This window comes from Brachyspira hampsonii (assembly GCF_002214805.1).
Lineage (GTDB): Bacteria > Spirochaetota > Brachyspiria > Brachyspirales > Brachyspiraceae > Brachyspira > Brachyspira hampsonii.
Genome location: NZ_CP019914.1, coordinates 1,506,882 through 1,525,280, shown reverse-complemented (window position 1 = coordinate 1,525,280; position 18,399 = coordinate 1,506,882). Strand labels below are relative to the sequence as shown.

Below are 18,399 nucleotides of genomic sequence, written 5' to 3'. Positions count from 1 at the left end.
TTTTATAAACTAAAAAAATATTTTAATCGTACATTATATTAGTTTTCATTTTTTATTGTAAAATAAAGTACATATCATTCAGAGAAAATTCTAAAAAATTTAAATAAAATAAGTATAAAAATAAGATTTATTTTATTTTAAAAAATTATTTTCACTCCCCACTCTTTATATTTATAGCTTTTATTTAAATATTTGCTAAAAATATTTTTATAGTTTAATTTAGAAAAAGCATGCCCGCCCAAGCGGTTTTTATAAATAAAAAATATTGCAAAAATTATAATCTCATATATAGTATAGCTTTCATAATTATAAATAGTTATGGATAAAAAAACTGTTATAAGGGATATATTCTATGGAAAAATTTTTTAAGCTTAAAGAGTATGGTACTAATGTAAAAACAGAGATAATAGCAGGTTTTACTACTTTTATGACAATGGCTTATATACTAGCGGTAAACCCTGGTGTTCTAAGTGCTACCGGTATGGATAAGGGGGCAGTATTTACAGCCACAGTAGTATCTTCAATAATAGCAACTTTGATAATGTCTTTACTAGCAAATCTTCCTTTTGCTTTAGCACCGGGAATGGGACTTAATGCTTTCTTTGCTTATACTGTAGTATTGGGTATGGGGTATAGCTGGGAAACTGCTTTAACTGCTGTATTTATAGAGGGTATTATTTTCGTTGTTCTTACCATTTTTAATGTAAGAGAGGCTATAGTTAATAGTATACCTGTTAATATGAAAAGAGCTATTTCTGTGGGAATAGGATTATTTATAGCTTTTATAGGACTTCAAAATTCTAAGATTATAGTAAATAATGATGCTACTTTGCTTGGACTTGGAAATATCACTTCAGGAAGTGCATTGCTTGCTATTATAGGACTTATTATAACAGCAATTTTATTAGCATATAATGTAAAAGGAGCTATACTTTTAGGAATATTTATTACAGCAATAATTGGCATTCCTATGGGACTTACAAAACTTTCTCCTGATGCAAGTTTTATTCCGCCTTCATTAGAACCAATAGCTTTTAAATTAGATTTCAGTAATATATTTACTCCTAATATGTTTATAGTTCTATTTACTTTCCTTTTTGTTGATATGTTTGATACAGTGGGTACATTAGTAGGAGTATGTACTAAAGCAGATATGCTTACAAAAAATGGAGAAGTTCCTAGATGTAAGCAGGCTTTATTTGCCGATGCTGTAGGAACAGTTGTAGGTGCATGTTTAGGTACTTCTACTGTTACTACTTATGTTGAAAGTGCTTCAGGTGTTGCTGAAGGAGGTAAAACCGGATTAACTTCGCTTGTTGTTGCTATATTGTTTGCTGTTTCATTATTTTTATCGCATATATTTTTAGCTATACCTTCTGCTGCTACTGCTCCCGCTTTAATTATAGTAGGATTATTTATGATGACTCCTATATTAGAAATCAATTTCAATGATTATACAGAGGCAATTCCTGCTTTTATATGTATAATATTTATGCCTTTCGCTTATAGTATAGCTGAAGGTATAACTTTCGGAGTATTATCATTTACTATATTAAAATTTGTTTCAGGTAAAAATAAAGATATATCATTATTAACTTGGATATTATCAGCACTTCTTTTAATTAAAATACTTATGCCTATAATACAGAAACATTTAGGATAATTAATATTTAATTAATTGATTGTTTAAAGATTAAAAACAGAGAGATTTTATTAATCTCTCTGTTTTTATTTTAATTAATTGAAATTATACTTTTGAACTAAATCTAATATTTATTGATTTAGTTTTGAATAAGTATTATATTTGTTTCAGTAAACAGATTAATTTTTTATAATAAAAAAGAGGCTATGTATTATATATTACATAGCCTCTATATTTCTAATTATTTAATTATTGTTTTTTTGCTGATTTTCTTACACATGGTTTTCTAGCAGGTTTCTTTTGAACAGAATTATCAGATTTTTTCTCTAATTCAGGTAAAAGGAGCTCAGCTATTTGTACAGCATTTGTAGCAGCCCCTTTTCTTATTTGATCTCCTGCACACCAAAATGTTAATGAGTTTTTAGCACTGATATCATCTCTTATTCTTCCAACATATATTAAATCTTGATCAGAAGTATCCAAAGGCATAGGATATTTAAACTTAGCAGGATCATCAACTACTTTCACGCCTTTTGCTTTAGATAATAATTCTTTAGCTTTTTTAGCAGTGATTTTTTTCTCAGTTTCTACTGTAATAGATTCGCTATGGCTTCTTATAACAGGAACTCTTACACAAGTACAACTTATTTGTATATCAGGTGCATGAAGTATTTTTCTTCCTTCATTAGTCATTTTTAATTCTTCTTTAGTATATCCGTTTTTATCGAATGAGTCGATTTGAGGAATTAAATTATGAAGTATTTGATATTTAAATGTTTTGTTAACAAGTTTTTTCTTAGCAACATAATCTTGAATCTGCTGTTCTAATTCTTCCATACCTTCTTTACCGGCACCGGAAACAGCCTGATAGGTAGAAGCTATTATTCTTTTTATTTTTCCAAATTTATGAAGAGGAGCTAATGCTACTAAAGCTATTATTGTAGAACAGTTTGGATTGGCTATTATTCCTTTATGAAGTTTAACATCTTCAGGATTAACTTCAGGAACTACTAAAGGAACATTTTTATCCATTCTAAATGCACTGCTGTTATCTACAATTATACTTCCTGCTTTTACTGCTAATGGGCTTAGCTTCTTACTTAAATCAGCTCCCACCGCAACCAATGTTATATCCATATCTTTGAATGAATCTTTAGTTGTCTTTTCGATTGTGTATTCTTTTCCATTAAATTTAACTTTTTTTCCTGCTTCTCTATTTCCAAGAAGTCTTAATTCATTGATAGGGAATTTTCTTTCTTCCAATACTTTAAGCATTTCCTGACCCACAGCACCAGAAGCCCCTAATAAACATAAATTTACTTTTTTCATAATTGTATTACCATTAATTATTTATTTTTTATTCATATAATTATACATCGATTATATATTAAAATCAAGATTTTTTTACATATAAAACTATAGTTTTTCTAGTTTAATCTAATAGATTTATTATAATTTTTTCAAAAAAAATGTAAATTTTTAGTAAAAAACTAGTAAAATTAATTGACATAATCTTAAAATTATACTATAATAATTAATGTAAAGATAATTTACTTGATACAAAATTGTTTTTACATAATAAAAAACAGGAGAATTTTTATGACTACTATAAAAAAAGCTTTATCTATAATTTTTGTTTCAGCAATGCTTACAGGATCATTGTTTGCTCAATATAATGGATATTATGACAATAATCAAGGTCAAGGCGGCGGACAAGGAGGCTATCAAGATCCTTATGGACAGCAAGGAGGACAAGGAGGCTATCAAGATCCTTATGCTCAGCCTCCAGCTCAAGGACAGCAAAATTATCAAGATCCTTATGCTCAACAAGGAGGTCAAGGTGCACAATATGGATACGGAGTGCAATTGTCTTCTATACCTCAAAATGCTCAGAATTTTATAAAACAGCATTTTGCTAATGTGAAAGTAACTTTTATAGAAAGAGATTGGGACGATATTGAAGTATATTTAGAAAATGGTACTCAAATCGATTTCTTCCCTAATGGCGATTGGAAAGAAGTAAAATGTTATGGTAATATGCCTTCTACTATACTTCCTGCTAATGTTATGAATACAGTAAAAAGAACTTATCCTAATGCTCAAATTATCAAAATAGAAAAACAGTTCACTATATTTGAAATCAAATTAAATAATATGATGGAATTATATGTTGATAATAATGGTCAGTTATTAGGTCAAAAATGGGACGATTAATTTAATATATATAAAAAAGGAGTAATATTATGAAAAAAATACTTTGTTTATTAGTAGCTTTAACAGTTTTAAGTACTTCAGCTTTATTTGCTGATTGGTATGTGCCTCTTAATCAAGTTCCTCAAGCTGTAATAGCAACTGCTAAGAGAACTTATCCTCAGGCTCAGATTTGGGCAGTAGAGATGGAGCATTACAATGTATATAAAGTTAAAATGAATAATATGATGGAATTATACATTGATAAAGCAGGCAATCTATTAGGTCAGGAATGGGACGATTAATTTAATATATATAAAAAAGGAGTAATATTATGAAAAAAATACTTTGTTTATTAGTAGCTTTAACAGTTTTAAGCACTTCAGCTTTATTTGCTGATTGGTATGTGCCTCTTAATCAAGTTCCTCAAGCTGTAATAGCAACTGCTAAGAGAACTTATCCTCAGGCTCAGATTTGGGCAGTAGAGATGGAGCATTACAATGTATATAAAGTTAAAATGAATAATATGATGGAATTATACATTGATAAAGCAGGTAATTTATTAGGTCAGGAATGGGACGATTAATATATAAATATACTTGAATATAAAACTATATTAGAACAAGGGATATAAAGTATCTCTTGTTCTTTTTTTTAATTTAATATTTAAATAAAATTATTGACATTATATCTATAATTATGTAAACTTTATTATGTTTATCGAATAATAAAAAGGTTTTTTTACATGATAAAAGTTAATACAAAAGAATTAATGGAAGCTGTATACAATAAATTTAAAATGGCCGGAGTGCCTAATGAACAGGCTGGAATTGTTACGGATTTATTAATTTACGCGGATATAAGAGGAATACATTCACATGGAGTATTAAGGGTAGAGCATTATATAGAAAGAATAAAAGCAGGCGGAATAAATTTAAATTCAGAGTTCAATATAGAAGAGAAAAAACCGTCTTTTGCATTAATGGATGCTGACGGAGGATTCGGACATGTTGCAACACAGTATGCTATGGAATGGGCTTTGGAAACTGTTGAAAAACAAGGAATTGCTTTAATAGGAATAAAAAACAATAGTCATGCTGGGGCATTAGGGTATTATAATAAAATGGCTATAGATAGAAATAAAGTTTCTCTTATAATGGTTAATACGGATCCTTGCGTTATACCTTTTGGAGGAAAGAGATCTTTTTTTGGTACCAATCCTATAAGCTATGGATTTCCTGCCAAAAAAGATTTTATACTTGGTGATATGGCTACAAGTGAGGTATCGCTAGGCCGCATATTTACCGCCCGTGAAAACAATGAAACAGTACCTATGAATTGGGGTGTTGATGAAAATGGTAATCCTAGTTCTAATCCGCATGAAATAAAATATGTTGTACCTTTCGGAGGAGTTAAGGGATATTTGATAATGACTATGGTAGAAGCTTTTACAGGGCTTTTAATAGGGCAGGCATACTGCAATAATTTAGTAAAGATGTACGGCGATATGGATAAAAAAAGAAATCTATCCACATTTATGCTTGTTATTGATCCTGCTGTTTATAATGATTTAGACACTTATTTAAATACTGTGCAGTCATTCATTGATGATATAAGAAAAGAACCTGCTCTAAAAGAAGGTGAAACTATATCAATACCCGGTGAGAGAAAAGAGTCCTGTTCTGCTGATTACTTAAAAAATGGAATACCTTTATCAGAGCATGTTTATAAATATATTTTTGATAAGTAATTTTAAGGTTTCACTAAATGAATGATTTATATAATAAGCTTTCAAAAGAATTTGAAATATTAAAAAACAATAAAGAAGCTGCTTCAATGGCTAAATACATGAAAAATAATTTTGAGTTTTTAGGTATTCATTCAAAAGATAGAAAAGAAGCTCAGAAAAAAGTATTTAAAACAATTTCAAAAGATGAAAAAGAATATATTGATTTTGACTTCACAGACAAATGTTATAAAAATAAATACAGAGAATTTCAGTATGCGGCAATAGATTATATTATTTTAAAAAATAAATATTTAAATAAAACTCATATAGAAAAGCTAAAAGAATATGCCCTCACAAAATCATGGTGGGATACTATAGATTTTTTGGACAGAATTATCGGTGATATTGCTTTAAAAGATGAAACAGTTAATAATATACTTTTAGAATGGTCTTTATCTGATAATATTTGGCTTAGAAGAATATCTATAGATCATCAGCTTTCAAGAAAAGAAAAAACAAATAGAGAATTATTAGAGAAAATTATAATAAACAATTTAAACAATAAAGAGTTTTTTATAAACAAAGCAATAGGCTTGGCATTAAGAGATTACAGCAAAACCAATGCTAATTGGGTAAGAGACTTTATAGAAAAGCATAAAGACAACATGGCTAATCTAAGTATAAAAGAAGCAAGCAAATATATTTAATTTATTATTGTTGCTAGTGATAAACTCGCTAAGAAATAGCTGACAACTTCCTTTGTCAATTATCAGTTGCTCGTTTATCACTTTAAAACTCATAATTATAAATTTCAGTATCCGCCAAAGTGTTGATTAGATTTAAAAATTATTTAACGCACGGTAAACCAAATTAAAAATATAATAAAATTAGAATTATAAATAAATTTAGATTTTTAATTTTATTCTGCGTGCGGTGAGAATACGCTATAAATTTAAAAAAATCTTGGGTGGGTTTTTATAAATTCTTTTTAAACAAAAAGAAAACATAAAATAACAATTACAAATTAAAATTATAAACCTATAGGGTGGGAAAATGTAATTAAGCTTTAAAACTTTATTTACATACCCCGCCTTTTAAAATTTATAGCTTTACTTTGTATTTTTATATTGATTATCTTTATAACTTAATTAGAAATTATAGTATTTACAAAAGTGTTGAGTAAATTTAAGAATTTATTTAATAATGATTGCTAAAATCATATTATAAAAAATTAGCACTTTTGCAACTTTTGCTGCGGGAAAAGTTGATAAAAAATAACTTTTAAACTTTAATTTAAAAACTAGACATTTAAAATTTACTGCTTTATTTTAAAGAATAAAAACAATAAAAAAAGTACAATAGATATAAATATAATGAATGGATTATTTATACTCATACAGAGATAGAGTAAATAATAAAAAAACATATAAAATCAAGTTTGCTGGTGGAACATTGCTGTAATATTACAGTCTGTACAAATTTCTATAAATAAAGTACCTTCTGCCATAGATTCAATAGTATGCCAATGAATTTGCATTAAATATTTCATTTTCTTTCCGCAGTTTGGACATTTTATATATTCCCAATCTTGAACCCAATTAGCAAATCCACCTATGGTATTTAAAGTATCATCAAATGCACCATAAAATAAAGGAACTTCCTGTTTTGAAAGTATATAATTATTATTATGCATTAAATTTAATTCTTCTTCCTCTATATAATTTTCTTCAGAATGATAATAATTTTCAGACTCTTTATCAAAAGGAAGTATTTGGCTTCCACCTTTTAAATCATATTGTGAATAAGTTGTATTATAAGTTACACAGTTAGGACAGCATGAAGCTTTTATTATGCCATCAACACCTATAAATTTAAGTCTTTCATCTCTGCCATTAATAGTAACCATATCCATAGTTTGGCATCCGCATTCGGGACAATTTTCATCTCTTAATGAAGATATTTTAATAGGGCTTTTTTCTTTTTCTTCTTTGCTTTTAGCCTTATCTAAATAATAACATTTATCAAAATTAAGTATTTGTCTTTTTTTATCTTTATCAAAAGTCCAACCTGCACATTCAGCATAAATAGAAGGATCTACATGAAGTTTATTCCTCCATTCTCTTGGATTCATTTCAAAATCGTATAAGCAGTCAAGTGAAACATCATCTCCCTGCATAGCCAAACATGATAGTAAATTGGCTCCTTCAGAATAATCTTTAGTCGCTCTTATTCTTTTTATAAGTTCATCTCTTATTTCTTCACTAGCTTTATAATAAAATACTTCAGGATAGTAGATTTCTTTCTCTAATGCTTTTTTAGCTACATCTTTTAAGTCTATATTTATATATGCAATTAAATCATAAATGTAAATGCCTTTTATCAATTCTTTATCAACATCTTTTTCTTTTAGATTTTTTACATATTTACTTATCATTTCTTTTATTTCATTATCGGTTAAGGTAAGAGTTTTGTTTCTCTCCTCTTCTGCCTTATATTTAAAGCATAAACCTTTATAACCTAATTCTAATCCACATTTATCGCATTTATATTTAAACATGGTTTTACCTCTTTTTTAAATAAATCTGACTAATTTATAACAATTAATTTTTATAATAGTTAAACTCTATGCATAATAAATATATTAATTTTATAGTTAACATGCTTTAATTGATTGATCTTTATTCATTTAATATATTGTTAATGATGTGAACTCATTACAAATTTAAAAAAATATTAGGTGGGTTTTTATAAACTCTTTTTAAACAAAAAGAAAACATAAAATAATAATGACAAATTAAAGTCATAATCCTATAGGGTGGGGGAGTGAAAAATAAGTTTTAAAACTTTATCTACATACCCCTCCCTTTAAAATTTATAGCTTTACTTTGGATTTTTATATTGATTATCTTTATAACTTAATTAGAAATTATAGTATTTACAAAAGTGTTGAGTAAATTTAAGAATTTATTTAATAATAATTTATAAAATCATATTATAAAAAATTAGCACTTTTGCAACTTTTGCTGCGGGAAAAGTTGATAAAAAATAACTTTTAAACTTTAATTTAAAAACTAGACCTTCAAAATTTACAGCCTTACTTTGGATTTTAATATTTACTATCTTTATAGCCTAATTAGAATTTGTTAGTACTCGCCCTAGCGAGGATTAGAGATTAAAAAATCATTTAACGCACGGTAACTAAATTAACAATGTAATAAAATTTGAATTACAAATAAATCTATATTTTTAATTTTACTTTGCGTGCGGTGAATACGCTATAAATTTAAAAAAAATCTTGGGTGGGCAGCAAAAATAACAGGTAAAATAAAAAAGAAATGAAAAACAATAATTACAAATTAAAGTCATAATCCTAGAGGGTGGGGAGTGAAAAATAAGTTTTAAAACTTTATCTACATACCCCTCCCTTTAAAATTTACTGCTTTACTTTGGATTTTAATATTTACTATCTTTATAGCCCAATTAGAATTTGCTAGCCCCCGCCCTAGTGATGATTAGATTTAAAAAATCATTTAACGCACGGTAAACCAAATTAAAAATATAATAAAATTTGAATTACAAAGAAATCTATATTTTTAGTTTTATTTTGCGTGCGTTTAAAAGTAATAGTATAATATGAATTTTAGAAATCATAAAAATAAATTTTTTTTTATTTTTTTCTAAAAAAAATTGTATTTTTTATTATATTTAATCTTATAAAAAGATAATAAAAAGTAAACTTTGGAGAAATTAATGAAAAGAGGATTAATGTTCAAATTTTTGAGTATTTTTTCTGTATTCCTATTTGCAGCATTTTTAGCGATATTATTTATATACAAACCAATATATAAATCAAAATTTTTAAAAGAAAAATATTTTCAAACTTTAAACTCAAAAAATGAAACAGAAGCGTATGTAAAAGAAATAAAAAACACAGTTAATTTGATAGTTAATAATTTAGAAGCAAATCCAAGTTTAGAAACATTCGGTGATTTTATAACAAATGTTCAGAAAACAGGCTCAGGTTATTTAAATATGTATTTTGGTGATACTGTACCATATTCAGAAGGCGGAATATATATAAACACTTTAGAAGAATATCCGCGTACATATAATCAAACTTCAAGACCTTGGTATAATGATGCAGTAGCTACAAATGATATAGCAATAAGTGATCCATATATAGACTTTGCTGTTAATGAACTTACTGTTACATTCAGTAAAGCTGTATATACAAATGGAAAATTAAAGGGTGTATTTGCCATAGACTTTGCCAATATGAATAGCATTATGAAAGATATAAAAGAAAATTTTGATGAAAGTTTTTATATAGTATCTGCTGATGGAATATATATGACGCATGAAAATAATGATTATATTTTAAATGAAAATAATAATTTATTTAAAGATCCGCTTTTTAGTTCTTTTAAAGGAAATCTCATATCACATGTAGGAGAAGTAAAAATTGTGGGCAATCAATGGTATGCCGTACAAAAAACAGATAATGCTCCATGGATATTAATATTCAAAGGAGATGCCAGAGAATTAAATAATCAATTTATGATATTGATGTTTGTAATATTTATTGTTATGATTTTTCTTTTATTGCTTGAAGGATTTTTAGTTTATAAAATAGTAAAACCATTAAAGAACACAATAAAGATTATAGATTTAATGAAAGAAGGCAACTTTAATAGTGTATTTGATAAAGAAGATTTGCATTTAAAAGATGAATCAGGACATTTGGTTAATTCGGTCAATGATATGCAAAACAAAATATCATCGATAGTATCAGAAATAAAAATGAATATGGCTTCTATAAATAATTCAAGCGGTCAAATATCCAATGGCATAGATAACTTATCAGACAGAACATCTTCTCAGGCTGCTGCCATAGAACAGATAAGCGGTGCTATAGAAAGTCTTTTTTCTTCTATATCTGAAACATCTAAGCATACTAATGATGTAAAAGATATGAGTAATAAAGTAGCTGATTCTACAAGAGTTGGAGTTGATGCTGTAACACAGATTTCTAATAATATGGCAGATATATCTCAGTCTAGTAAAGAGATATCAGATATAATAAAGCTTATACAATCTATAGCATTTCAAACTAATATACTTTCTTTGAATGCTGCTGTAGAAGCTGCCAGAGCCAGTGAACAAGGTAAAGGGTTTGCAGTTGTTGCTTCAGAAATCCGTTCGCTTGCACAAAATGTTAATGATGCTGCCGGAAAGATTACAAATATAATAGAAAACACAGTTGCTAAAATAGAAACAGGAGATGAATCTGTTAAACATTCTTTGGAAATACTTTTAAATATAGAGGCTTCTGCAAATGAAGTTTCAGAAGTTTTAAATAATCTGTATAATGCAGTTTCAGAGGAAGAAGGAAGCGTAAAAGAAATTGCACTTGCTATGAATGAACTAAATAATATCACTCATGAAAACTCTGCCCTAGTACATAATAGCTCCATATTAGGAAAAGAAGTTGCTAATAATACAGAAAGGGTTTATTCAGAATTAGAATATTTTAAATTACATAAAATAGGATAATATCAATATCATATAATGCATATAAAAAATGCATTGTATGATTATAAGATATTAGTGCCGTCATCGTCCATATTTCTTCTATTATCTTTATTATCTCTATCGTCCATATTAAGACTTAATATTCTAAGCCCCTCAGTACCAAGTACAGATTTTAATGCTATTAAAAATGCGGTATCTCTGCTGCTTGCAATATTTCCTTTATATAGTTTCATAGCATATCTGGCCATATTAATACCATCTCTCACAGAAAAAGAGGCATTATGAATATGTGATTTTTGTAAAAAACCTACAGTGATTTTTAATATTTCATCATCAGCAAAAGGAAGATTCATCTTTAATATATCATATTCTTCTTTAACATCAGGGAAAGGAAGTTCTATAGTAGGCTGAAGACGGGAATGTATATATTCAGGAAGCTCAAAAGTGCTGGCATCATCATTCATAGTAACTATTACTCTGAAATCAGGATGAGCCTTTATCTTTATTCCGGCTATTACACTTTCTACATATCTTCTGTCATCAAGAAGCGGAGCAAGAGAAGCCCAAGTTTTTTCGCTCATTCTGTTTCCTTCATCTAGTATAGCTACTCCCCCTTTAATCATAGCAGTAACCAAACTAGAAGCATGATAGCTTATTTTATTGTTTTCAGATATTACAGGAATAATTATAAGATCTTCAGGTCTTGTGTCCACAGTACATTGAAAAATATAAACATCTCTATTTAGAATCTCTTTTCCTACATAATATGAAAGCGTAGTTTTTCCTGCACCTGGTTTTCCTACAATTCTAGGATTTAGAGGTATGTCATCTTCTGAAATTAAATGCCAAGAAGCCATTATCTGTCTTACTAAATCATTCTGTCCTGTCCATTTTATATTTAAATTATCCGGGTGAGATAATGTGAGTTCAACATTTTCTATTTGCACTTTTTCCATACTTTAATCCTCTTTTTAGAAGAAATTTATAATTAATCAATGATATTATTAATTTTATAAAAAGTCAATTATTTATAATAATTTTAATTATTTGTATTGATTTATTGATATTAATTTATATATTAACAGTTATAGTAAAAAAATTAAGGGTGTATTATATATGTTTCAAAAGTTTTTATCTTTGGTAATTGTTATTATTTTAATTATTTCCTGCAATAACTCTAAAAGCATTACAACGGATAAAACTAAGAATGGTTCAGAAATACAGGAATCTAAATTCTATTTGCTTGAAGGGAATATATCCGGTGAAAAGGCTGATATGTATTTGTATGTAAATGAAAAAAATAAAAAAGTAAGCGGGTATTATTATACTAAAAATAAAAAATCAGTAATTACAGGCAGTATTAATAATAATAAATTAAATTTACAAGAAATTGATGATAATAATAATATGCATGCTTCTATAGTAGGCAGCTTAAGCGATGATATAGTATTAAATGCCGAAATAAAGTATGAGGAATTAAATGAAGTTAAAGATATGGAGTTTTCTTTAAATAGAAATCTTCCTGTATATTATGCTGATATAGTAGATTATTATAAAAATGAAAATATAAGTAATTCTATATTTTCTTATCATAAAACTTTACTTCTATTCAGTAAGAGTAATGATATAAGCTCTTCAGATATGGAATCATCTATTAATTATGCCGAGGAAGAATGTGATAATTACTATAATGAATGGAAAGGACTTTTATATGTAGGTTCAAGTAATACTACTTATGAAATAGATAATACAGTAAATGTAGGATATATAGACAGCCATATAATAGCACTTGATAATTATTCATCATTGTATACAGGCGGAGATTATGCTGCAAAAGCTAATATTCAGGAAGTATTTTCATTAGAAAGTTCTAATCTAATTACTATAAGAGATTTAATATCGGACTTTAATAATGCTGATTTAATATCATTAATGAGAGATAAAATATTAAAAACAGGCTATTCAAAAGAAGATTATTATGAATTTGATTCTATAACATTGGAAAGCTCAACTTTTAGAGTACTTCCTAATTCTTTAAATTTTGTATGGCAGGCCAATGATATATCGCCGTATACAGTAGGAATTACAGAGATAAGTTTTACATTTGAAGAATTAAAACCTTATATAAAAGAGGATTCTCCTTTATATTATTTATTTTTATAATTTTTTATAAAAGTTAGGCTTGAATTGATAAAAAAATTTGTTTAACTATTAGCATAAAGACAATAATTAATAGGAGTTTTAATATGTCAGGAAATGCTAATATTATAGTAATAGAAGGAAGATTAACAAAAGACCCTACTTACATGAAAACTAAAAATGGAAAATCTTTATGCAAATTTTCTGTAGCCAATAATAGATTCTATTATACAAACGGCACTTTACAAAATGAAGTATATTTCTTTGATTTAGTAACTTGGGGATATAATGCAGATAAAGCGGCAGTTAGCTTATTTAAAGGAAGACATGTACTTATCAATGGAGAATTAAGACAAAATATTTATACATCCAAAGACGGAACTAAAAAAAGCACTGTTTATATACTAGCATTAGAGATAAAAAATTTAGATAAAAAATCTATAGGCAATACTTATTATACAAAAACAGCTAACAATCAAGTAATATCAGATTCTATTGAAGATAATTTGGAGGAAGTATTTTAGATTCTTTTATAGTATTTAAAATTTCATTTTTGATTGATTCCTGAGATTTGGAAGCATCTATATGATGTATATATGGAGCATTAAAAGAGAAGAATATTTTATCAACCTCTTCTAAATAATTCTTATTTTCAAATCTATCAACGAATCCTCTTTTTTCCATGATTCTGTTTAATGCAGTTTCTATATCGAGATGAAGTATAAATACTAAATCAGGCTGTAATATAAAATCTTTATGCAGATTATATATATATTCTTTGTCTATACCCTTAGCTCCCTGATATGCTATAGAGGAATACATATATCTGTCTAATACTATTACATATCCGTCATTAACGGCAGGCTTAATCATATGTTTTATATGCTCTTTTCTATCAGCTATAAATAATGATAATTCTTCTTCAGGTTTTAAATCTTTAGAGAGCATGCTTTCTCTCAATTTAGAACCATAATATGCATGAGTAGGCTCAAATGTATATATAGATTTTATTCCAAGATTATTCAAAGTATCAGTAAGCATCATACCAATACTAGATTTTCCAGAACCATCTATGCCTTCTAATACTATTAGTTTTCCTTCCATTAATTATATTCCTAAATTATATTTACTACATACCCCTATCATAAATATACTAATTATTCAAAATAAATCAATATATAATTTTATCTTATTTTAAGCGTAGCTATTCCAATAAGAGCCATTATAATTCCTATAATATAAAATCTAAATACCACCTGAGTTTCTTTCCAGCCCGATTTTTCAAAATGATGATGCAAAGGAGCCATTTTAAATACTCTCTTTTTAAATAGTTTATATGAAAAAACCTGTAAAACTACACTGAATGCTTCTGCCACATAAACAGCACCTATTATAACAAGAAGTAATTCATGCTTTATAAATAAGGCTATGATACCTAAAACTCCTCCAAGTGATAAACTTCCTACATCTCCCATAAAAACTTGAGCAGGGTGAGCATTGAACCATAAAAATCCTAATCCGGCACCTATTAAAGCACCAACAAAAACAGTAACTTCTCCTGCATCTGATATGAAAGGTATTTTTAAATAAGTTGCTATTAGTGAGTTTCCTGATACATAAGAGAGAACTGCTAAAGCCATAGACATTATTATTAAAAGCCCTATAGCAAGTCCGTCAAGTCCGTCGGTAAGATTAACCGCATTACTCATACTCACAACTACAAATGTTGCAAATGGTATGTATAATATTTTTAAATCTATATATATTGTACTTGCAAATGGAAGGAATATTGTTGAAGAAGGTACTTGTGCCACTTTTACAGCTTCTAATACTCCTATACCTTGATTAAGTTCAAATGTCATTAAAAAAGTTGATTTATCAAAATAATATAAATAAACTCCTATTATAATTCCTACAAAAGTTTGAAAAAATATTTTGTATTTTCCGGGAAGACCTTTTGAGTTTTTATATTTAATTTTTAAAAAATCATCTAAGAAACCTGCTATAGAAAGTATTATTAATGATAAAGTAAGAAGTATTATTTTTAAATTATCCAATTCAGCCCATAAAAGCACACTGATTAAAATACTTCCTACTATAAATATACCTCCCATAGTAGGAGTACCTGTTTTAACTAAATGTGTTTCAGGACCGTCATCTCTTACAACTTGTCCGAAATGAAGTTTTTTTAATTTTTCTATAACATTAGGAGCAAATAAAAGCACTAATATCAATGCAGTAGCTACAGCACCGGCAGTTCTGAATGTGATATATCTAAATAGGTTAAAACCAAAAAATGATTCCCTTAATGGATAAAAAATTTGATACAGCATGATTATATACAACCTTTATATAATTAAAAAAGTTAAATATTTATTGTAAATATACTATTATATATATAAGGTTTTGTCAATTAAAAAATATTATGTTAATTAATAAATTCTAATTATTGCAGTATACTTTTTGATATAAAAAAATCAGACTATTATATTTTTTATAATAGCCTGATTATTAAATAATATATTATCTTAATCCTTTTCATTAATTATCACATCTCTGAAGTAATTATCTTTGAATATGGTTAAATCTTTAAAATCATTATATTGTACGCTTAAAGATTTTGATGACAGCGGCAAAGTTATTGAAACACCTACCATATTATTCGCTGAAACCAATCCTGGTATTGTATTTTTTGAAGTATTTAATAGAAGATAATAACTACCATCTAAATCTATTTTTCTGATTTTAGGATCAGTAACTTTACTAGCATCCTCAGCAGAGCAAACTATTAATGCTCTAGGAACTAATTGTAATTGTCCGTTTACAGCTAAATGTTCAATAACTTCTGGATAAGATTCAGAAAAAGGAATAGCACCAATATTTAACCCTAAGTTATTTCCCTTATATATATCAGAAATATAATTAATCAATAAAGTATCCATATCGCTGCCTAAAGAGGGTGCTAATTCTTTTACAGAATTTACAAGTCTTTGTTCACTGTCTGCTATGGTAGAAGAAGCTATTTTTCTATAAACTTCCTGATTTCCTCCTGTTTTAGTGTCAATCCATTTCATAAAAATTGATACTTGAGAATAGCTTAAAGGAGCCATATCTTCTCCAAATATATCTGTTGTGTCTTCATATTTCAAATACCAAGAATAAAAAGAATAATAAGGTATTCCATTAAATGCTTCTACTCTCATTTGTACAATGCTATTATTAAATGTATGTGATGTGGACTCAGAAAGTGCCTCATTAAGCCAAATATCCATTTCTTTATTATGTTCAAAAACATTTACATTGTAATTAATCAAATGCTGAAGTTCATGCATCATAACACCAAATACTGATTCCAATTCCCACTTAACATTTACATGAAGATATTCCCCTCTTATTCCATCTTTTCCATCAATCAAATCCATCATAGAAAAATACCCTCCTGTACTATTTCCATTTGTATTAATATCAGCCATTAAAAATATTATTTTACCATTTCTATCAAGATCTGACGGTGCTCCATATATGCTTACTTCTTTTTCAAAAGATTCTTCAAATTGAGTGAGAAAACTTCTTAATTGATCTATCGTAATACTATATCCGTCTTCAAAATAAACAATAGCATTTTGAGATTCTGCTAGTTTTTTGAACTTACTCTTAGCTTCAAGAGCTTGACCTGTAGAGTCATCAAACTTTACAAAAGAAAAAGATTTAGTTTCTGCAGTTTCAACATCATAATATATTATGCCATTACTTTCTGAAGGGGGTGTAATCTTATTACCGCATGAAGCAATAAATATAAAAATAATTAATAAAAACATGTAATTTATTTTCATAGCAATTCCTTTATTAAATAATTTTTATTAAATATTATTTTATTCTTCTATATGATCTTTAAAAAACTTTATCCATAAAATGATAGCCTTCAAGTGAGTCTAAATCAATTGATTTATATTTCATTGAAGAGTTAAGCCCATTTACCTGAGATAAATTAATATCTACAATATCTGCTTCATCAACATACCCTGCATTTTTATTTTCAGAAGTATTTACTACAGCAGAAAAACCATTCCAACCCTGTCCGCTTAATGGTATTGTCTTAATTTTGGCATCAGGAGGAATAGAATATGTATTATTATAAACTATCACTGATCTAGGCAATAATGGTATGCTTCCACTTTGACTTATAGCAGAAATACTTACTCCGGGAAGATCCCCTTTACTTAATCCGTCTATCCAATTAAGCATTACATCATCCATATTGTTTCCAAGACCATATTTAGATGTAATACCTGTAAGTCTTTCTTCGCTTGTTAATGAAGGACTAGAATGTGCTATTTCTTTGTAAATATTATAATTTCCGCCTGTTTTAGTATTTAGCCAGTTCATAAATATAGATGCAGAAGAATAACTTATAAAAATACCGCTTGATCCAAAGATATCATTTCCATTATTTAATTGCATATTCCAAGAATAAAAAGAATAATAAGGGGTGTTTACAAAATCCTCTTCTCTTGATTTTGTAATATATTCTGAAAATAAATAAGATGTTGATTCTGAAAGTGCCTCATCAAGCCAAATATCCATTTCTTTATTTCCATTAATTGCATTCATATTATAATTAATTAAATGCTGAAGTTCATGCATCATAACACCAAATACTGATTCCAATTCCCACTTAACATTTACATGAAGATATTCCCCTCTTATTCCATCTTTTCCATCAATCAAATCACTACTAGAAAAATACCCTCCTGTACTATTTCCATTTGTATTAATATCAGCCATTAAAAATATTATTTTTCCGTTTCTATCAAGATCTGACGGCTCTCCATATATGCTTACTTCTTTTTCATAAGATTCTTCAAATTGAGCGAGAAAACTTCTTAATTGATCTCTCGTAATACTATATCCGTCTTCAAAATAAACAATAGCATTTTGAGATTCTGCTAGTTTTTTGAACTTACTCTTAGCTTCAAGAGCTTTACCTGTAGAGTTATCAATCTTAAAAAAAGAAAAAGATTTAGTTTCTGTAGTTTCAACATCATAATATATTATGCCGTTCACTTCTGAAGGTGCTGTAATCTTATTACCGCATGAAGAAATAAATATAAAAATAATTAATGAAAATATGTAATTTATTTTCATAGCAATTCCTTTATTAAATAAT

16 protein-coding genes are annotated in these 18,399 nt (G+C 27.5%); 9 read left to right on the top strand and 7 right to left on the bottom strand.

Annotation, left to right across the window (positions count from 1 at the left end; genetic code table 11):
* Window positions 1-352: 352 nt before the first annotated feature.
* The gene (locus tag BHAMNSH16_RS06495; RefSeq protein WP_008730497.1) at window positions 353-1,663 is read left to right on the top strand and encodes an NCS2 family permease; all 1,311 of its coding nucleotides are present in this window, start codon (window positions 353-355) and stop codon (window positions 1,661-1,663) included.
* A gap of 228 nt (window positions 1,664-1,891) precedes the next feature.
* On the opposite strand, the gene BHAMNSH16_RS06490 is transcribed toward BHAMNSH16_RS06495, so the two are convergent.
* Window positions 1,892-2,971: an aspartate-semialdehyde dehydrogenase gene (locus tag BHAMNSH16_RS06490; protein WP_008730498.1), complete on the bottom strand. Its 1,080-nt coding sequence runs from the start codon at window positions 2,969-2,971 to the stop codon at window positions 1,892-1,894.
* A gap of 270 nt (window positions 2,972-3,241) precedes the next feature.
* Here BHAMNSH16_RS06490 and BHAMNSH16_RS06485 point away from each other — a divergent pair, with 270 nt between their 5' ends.
* The 5 genes from BHAMNSH16_RS06485 (at window position 3,242) to BHAMNSH16_RS06465 (ending at window position 6,268) form a co-directional block, all read left to right on the top strand.
* A complete protein-coding gene (locus BHAMNSH16_RS06485; protein ID WP_069731650.1) occupies window positions 3,242-3,856 on the top strand; it encodes a PepSY-like domain-containing protein in 615 nt (204 codons plus the stop codon).
* Window positions 3,857-3,885: 29 nt separating this feature from the next.
* Window positions 3,886-4,137 (top strand): PepSY-like domain-containing protein, encoded by a 252-nt coding sequence (locus BHAMNSH16_RS06480; protein WP_012671158.1) that lies wholly within the window; start codon window positions 3,886-3,888, stop codon window positions 4,135-4,137.
* Window positions 4,138-4,166: 29 nt separating this feature from the next.
* Complete coding sequence (locus tag BHAMNSH16_RS06475; protein WP_012671158.1) at window positions 4,167-4,418, top strand: PepSY-like domain-containing protein; 252 nt, start codon at window positions 4,167-4,169, stop codon at window positions 4,416-4,418.
* 159 nt (window positions 4,419-4,577) lie between these two features.
* A complete protein-coding gene (locus BHAMNSH16_RS06470; RefSeq protein ID WP_008732929.1) occupies window positions 4,578-5,582 on the top strand; it encodes an Ldh family oxidoreductase in 1,005 nt (334 codons plus the stop codon).
* 17 nt (window positions 5,583-5,599) lie between these two features.
* The gene (locus tag BHAMNSH16_RS06465) at window positions 5,600-6,268 is read left to right on the top strand and encodes a DNA alkylation repair protein (RefSeq protein ID WP_069731649.1); all 669 of its coding nucleotides are present in this window, start codon (window positions 5,600-5,602) and stop codon (window positions 6,266-6,268) included.
* Between the two features lie 725 nt (window positions 6,269-6,993).
* Here the strand turns inward: BHAMNSH16_RS06465 and BHAMNSH16_RS06460 are convergent.
* On the bottom strand, window positions 6,994-8,118 hold the full coding sequence (locus BHAMNSH16_RS06460) for a hypothetical protein (RefSeq protein ID WP_008732647.1): 1,125 nt from the start codon (window positions 8,116-8,118) through the stop codon (window positions 6,994-6,996).
* Window positions 8,119-9,311: 1,193 nt separating this feature from the next.
* On the opposite strand from BHAMNSH16_RS06460, the gene BHAMNSH16_RS06455 reads away from it, so the two are divergent.
* Window positions 9,312-11,114, top strand: coding sequence for a methyl-accepting chemotaxis protein (locus BHAMNSH16_RS06455; protein WP_008728946.1), 1,803 nt, complete (start codon window positions 9,312-9,314; stop codon window positions 11,112-11,114).
* A 41-nt stretch (window positions 11,115-11,155) separates the two neighbouring features.
* Here BHAMNSH16_RS06455 and BHAMNSH16_RS06450 read toward each other — a convergent pair whose 3' ends face one another.
* Window positions 11,156-12,049, bottom strand: coding sequence for an AAA family ATPase (locus BHAMNSH16_RS06450; protein WP_008728945.1), 894 nt, complete (start codon window positions 12,047-12,049; stop codon window positions 11,156-11,158).
* 160 nt (window positions 12,050-12,209) lie between these two features.
* On the opposite strand from BHAMNSH16_RS06450, the gene BHAMNSH16_RS06445 reads away from it, so the two are divergent.
* Together BHAMNSH16_RS06445 and BHAMNSH16_RS06440 are read left to right on the top strand one after the other, a co-directional pair.
* Window positions 12,210-13,256, top strand: a complete 1,047-nt coding sequence (locus BHAMNSH16_RS06445; RefSeq protein ID WP_008728944.1) for a hypothetical protein — start codon at window positions 12,210-12,212, stop codon at window positions 13,254-13,256.
* 83 nt (window positions 13,257-13,339) lie between these two features.
* Window positions 13,340-13,756 (top strand): single-stranded DNA-binding protein, encoded by a 417-nt coding sequence (locus BHAMNSH16_RS06440; RefSeq protein ID WP_069731648.1) that lies wholly within the window; start codon window positions 13,340-13,342, stop codon window positions 13,754-13,756.
* On the opposite strand, the gene tmk is transcribed toward BHAMNSH16_RS06440, so the two are convergent.
* From tmk to BHAMNSH16_RS06420, 4 genes are all read right to left on the bottom strand, one after another.
* The gene (gene tmk / locus BHAMNSH16_RS06435) at window positions 13,725-14,336 is read right to left on the bottom strand and encodes a dTMP kinase (RefSeq protein ID WP_069731647.1); all 612 of its coding nucleotides are present in this window, start codon (window positions 14,334-14,336) and stop codon (window positions 13,725-13,727) included. The genes BHAMNSH16_RS06440 and tmk overlap by 32 nt on opposite strands.
* Window positions 14,337-14,416: 80 nt before the next feature.
* Complete coding sequence (gene mraY, locus BHAMNSH16_RS06430) at window positions 14,417-15,565, bottom strand: phospho-N-acetylmuramoyl-pentapeptide-transferase (protein WP_069731646.1); 1,149 nt, start codon at window positions 15,563-15,565, stop codon at window positions 14,417-14,419.
* Window positions 15,566-15,760: 195 nt separating this feature from the next.
* Window positions 15,761-17,065: a hypothetical protein gene (locus BHAMNSH16_RS06425; protein WP_008728270.1), complete on the bottom strand. Its 1,305-nt coding sequence runs from the start codon at window positions 17,063-17,065 to the stop codon at window positions 15,761-15,763.
* Between the two features lie 58 nt (window positions 17,066-17,123).
* Window positions 17,124-18,377 carry a hypothetical protein gene (locus BHAMNSH16_RS06420; protein ID WP_008728272.1) on the bottom strand — a complete coding sequence of 418 codons (1,254 nt, stop codon included), beginning with the start codon at window positions 18,375-18,377 and terminating at the stop codon, window positions 17,124-17,126.
* Window positions 18,378-18,399: the final 22 nt, after the last annotated feature.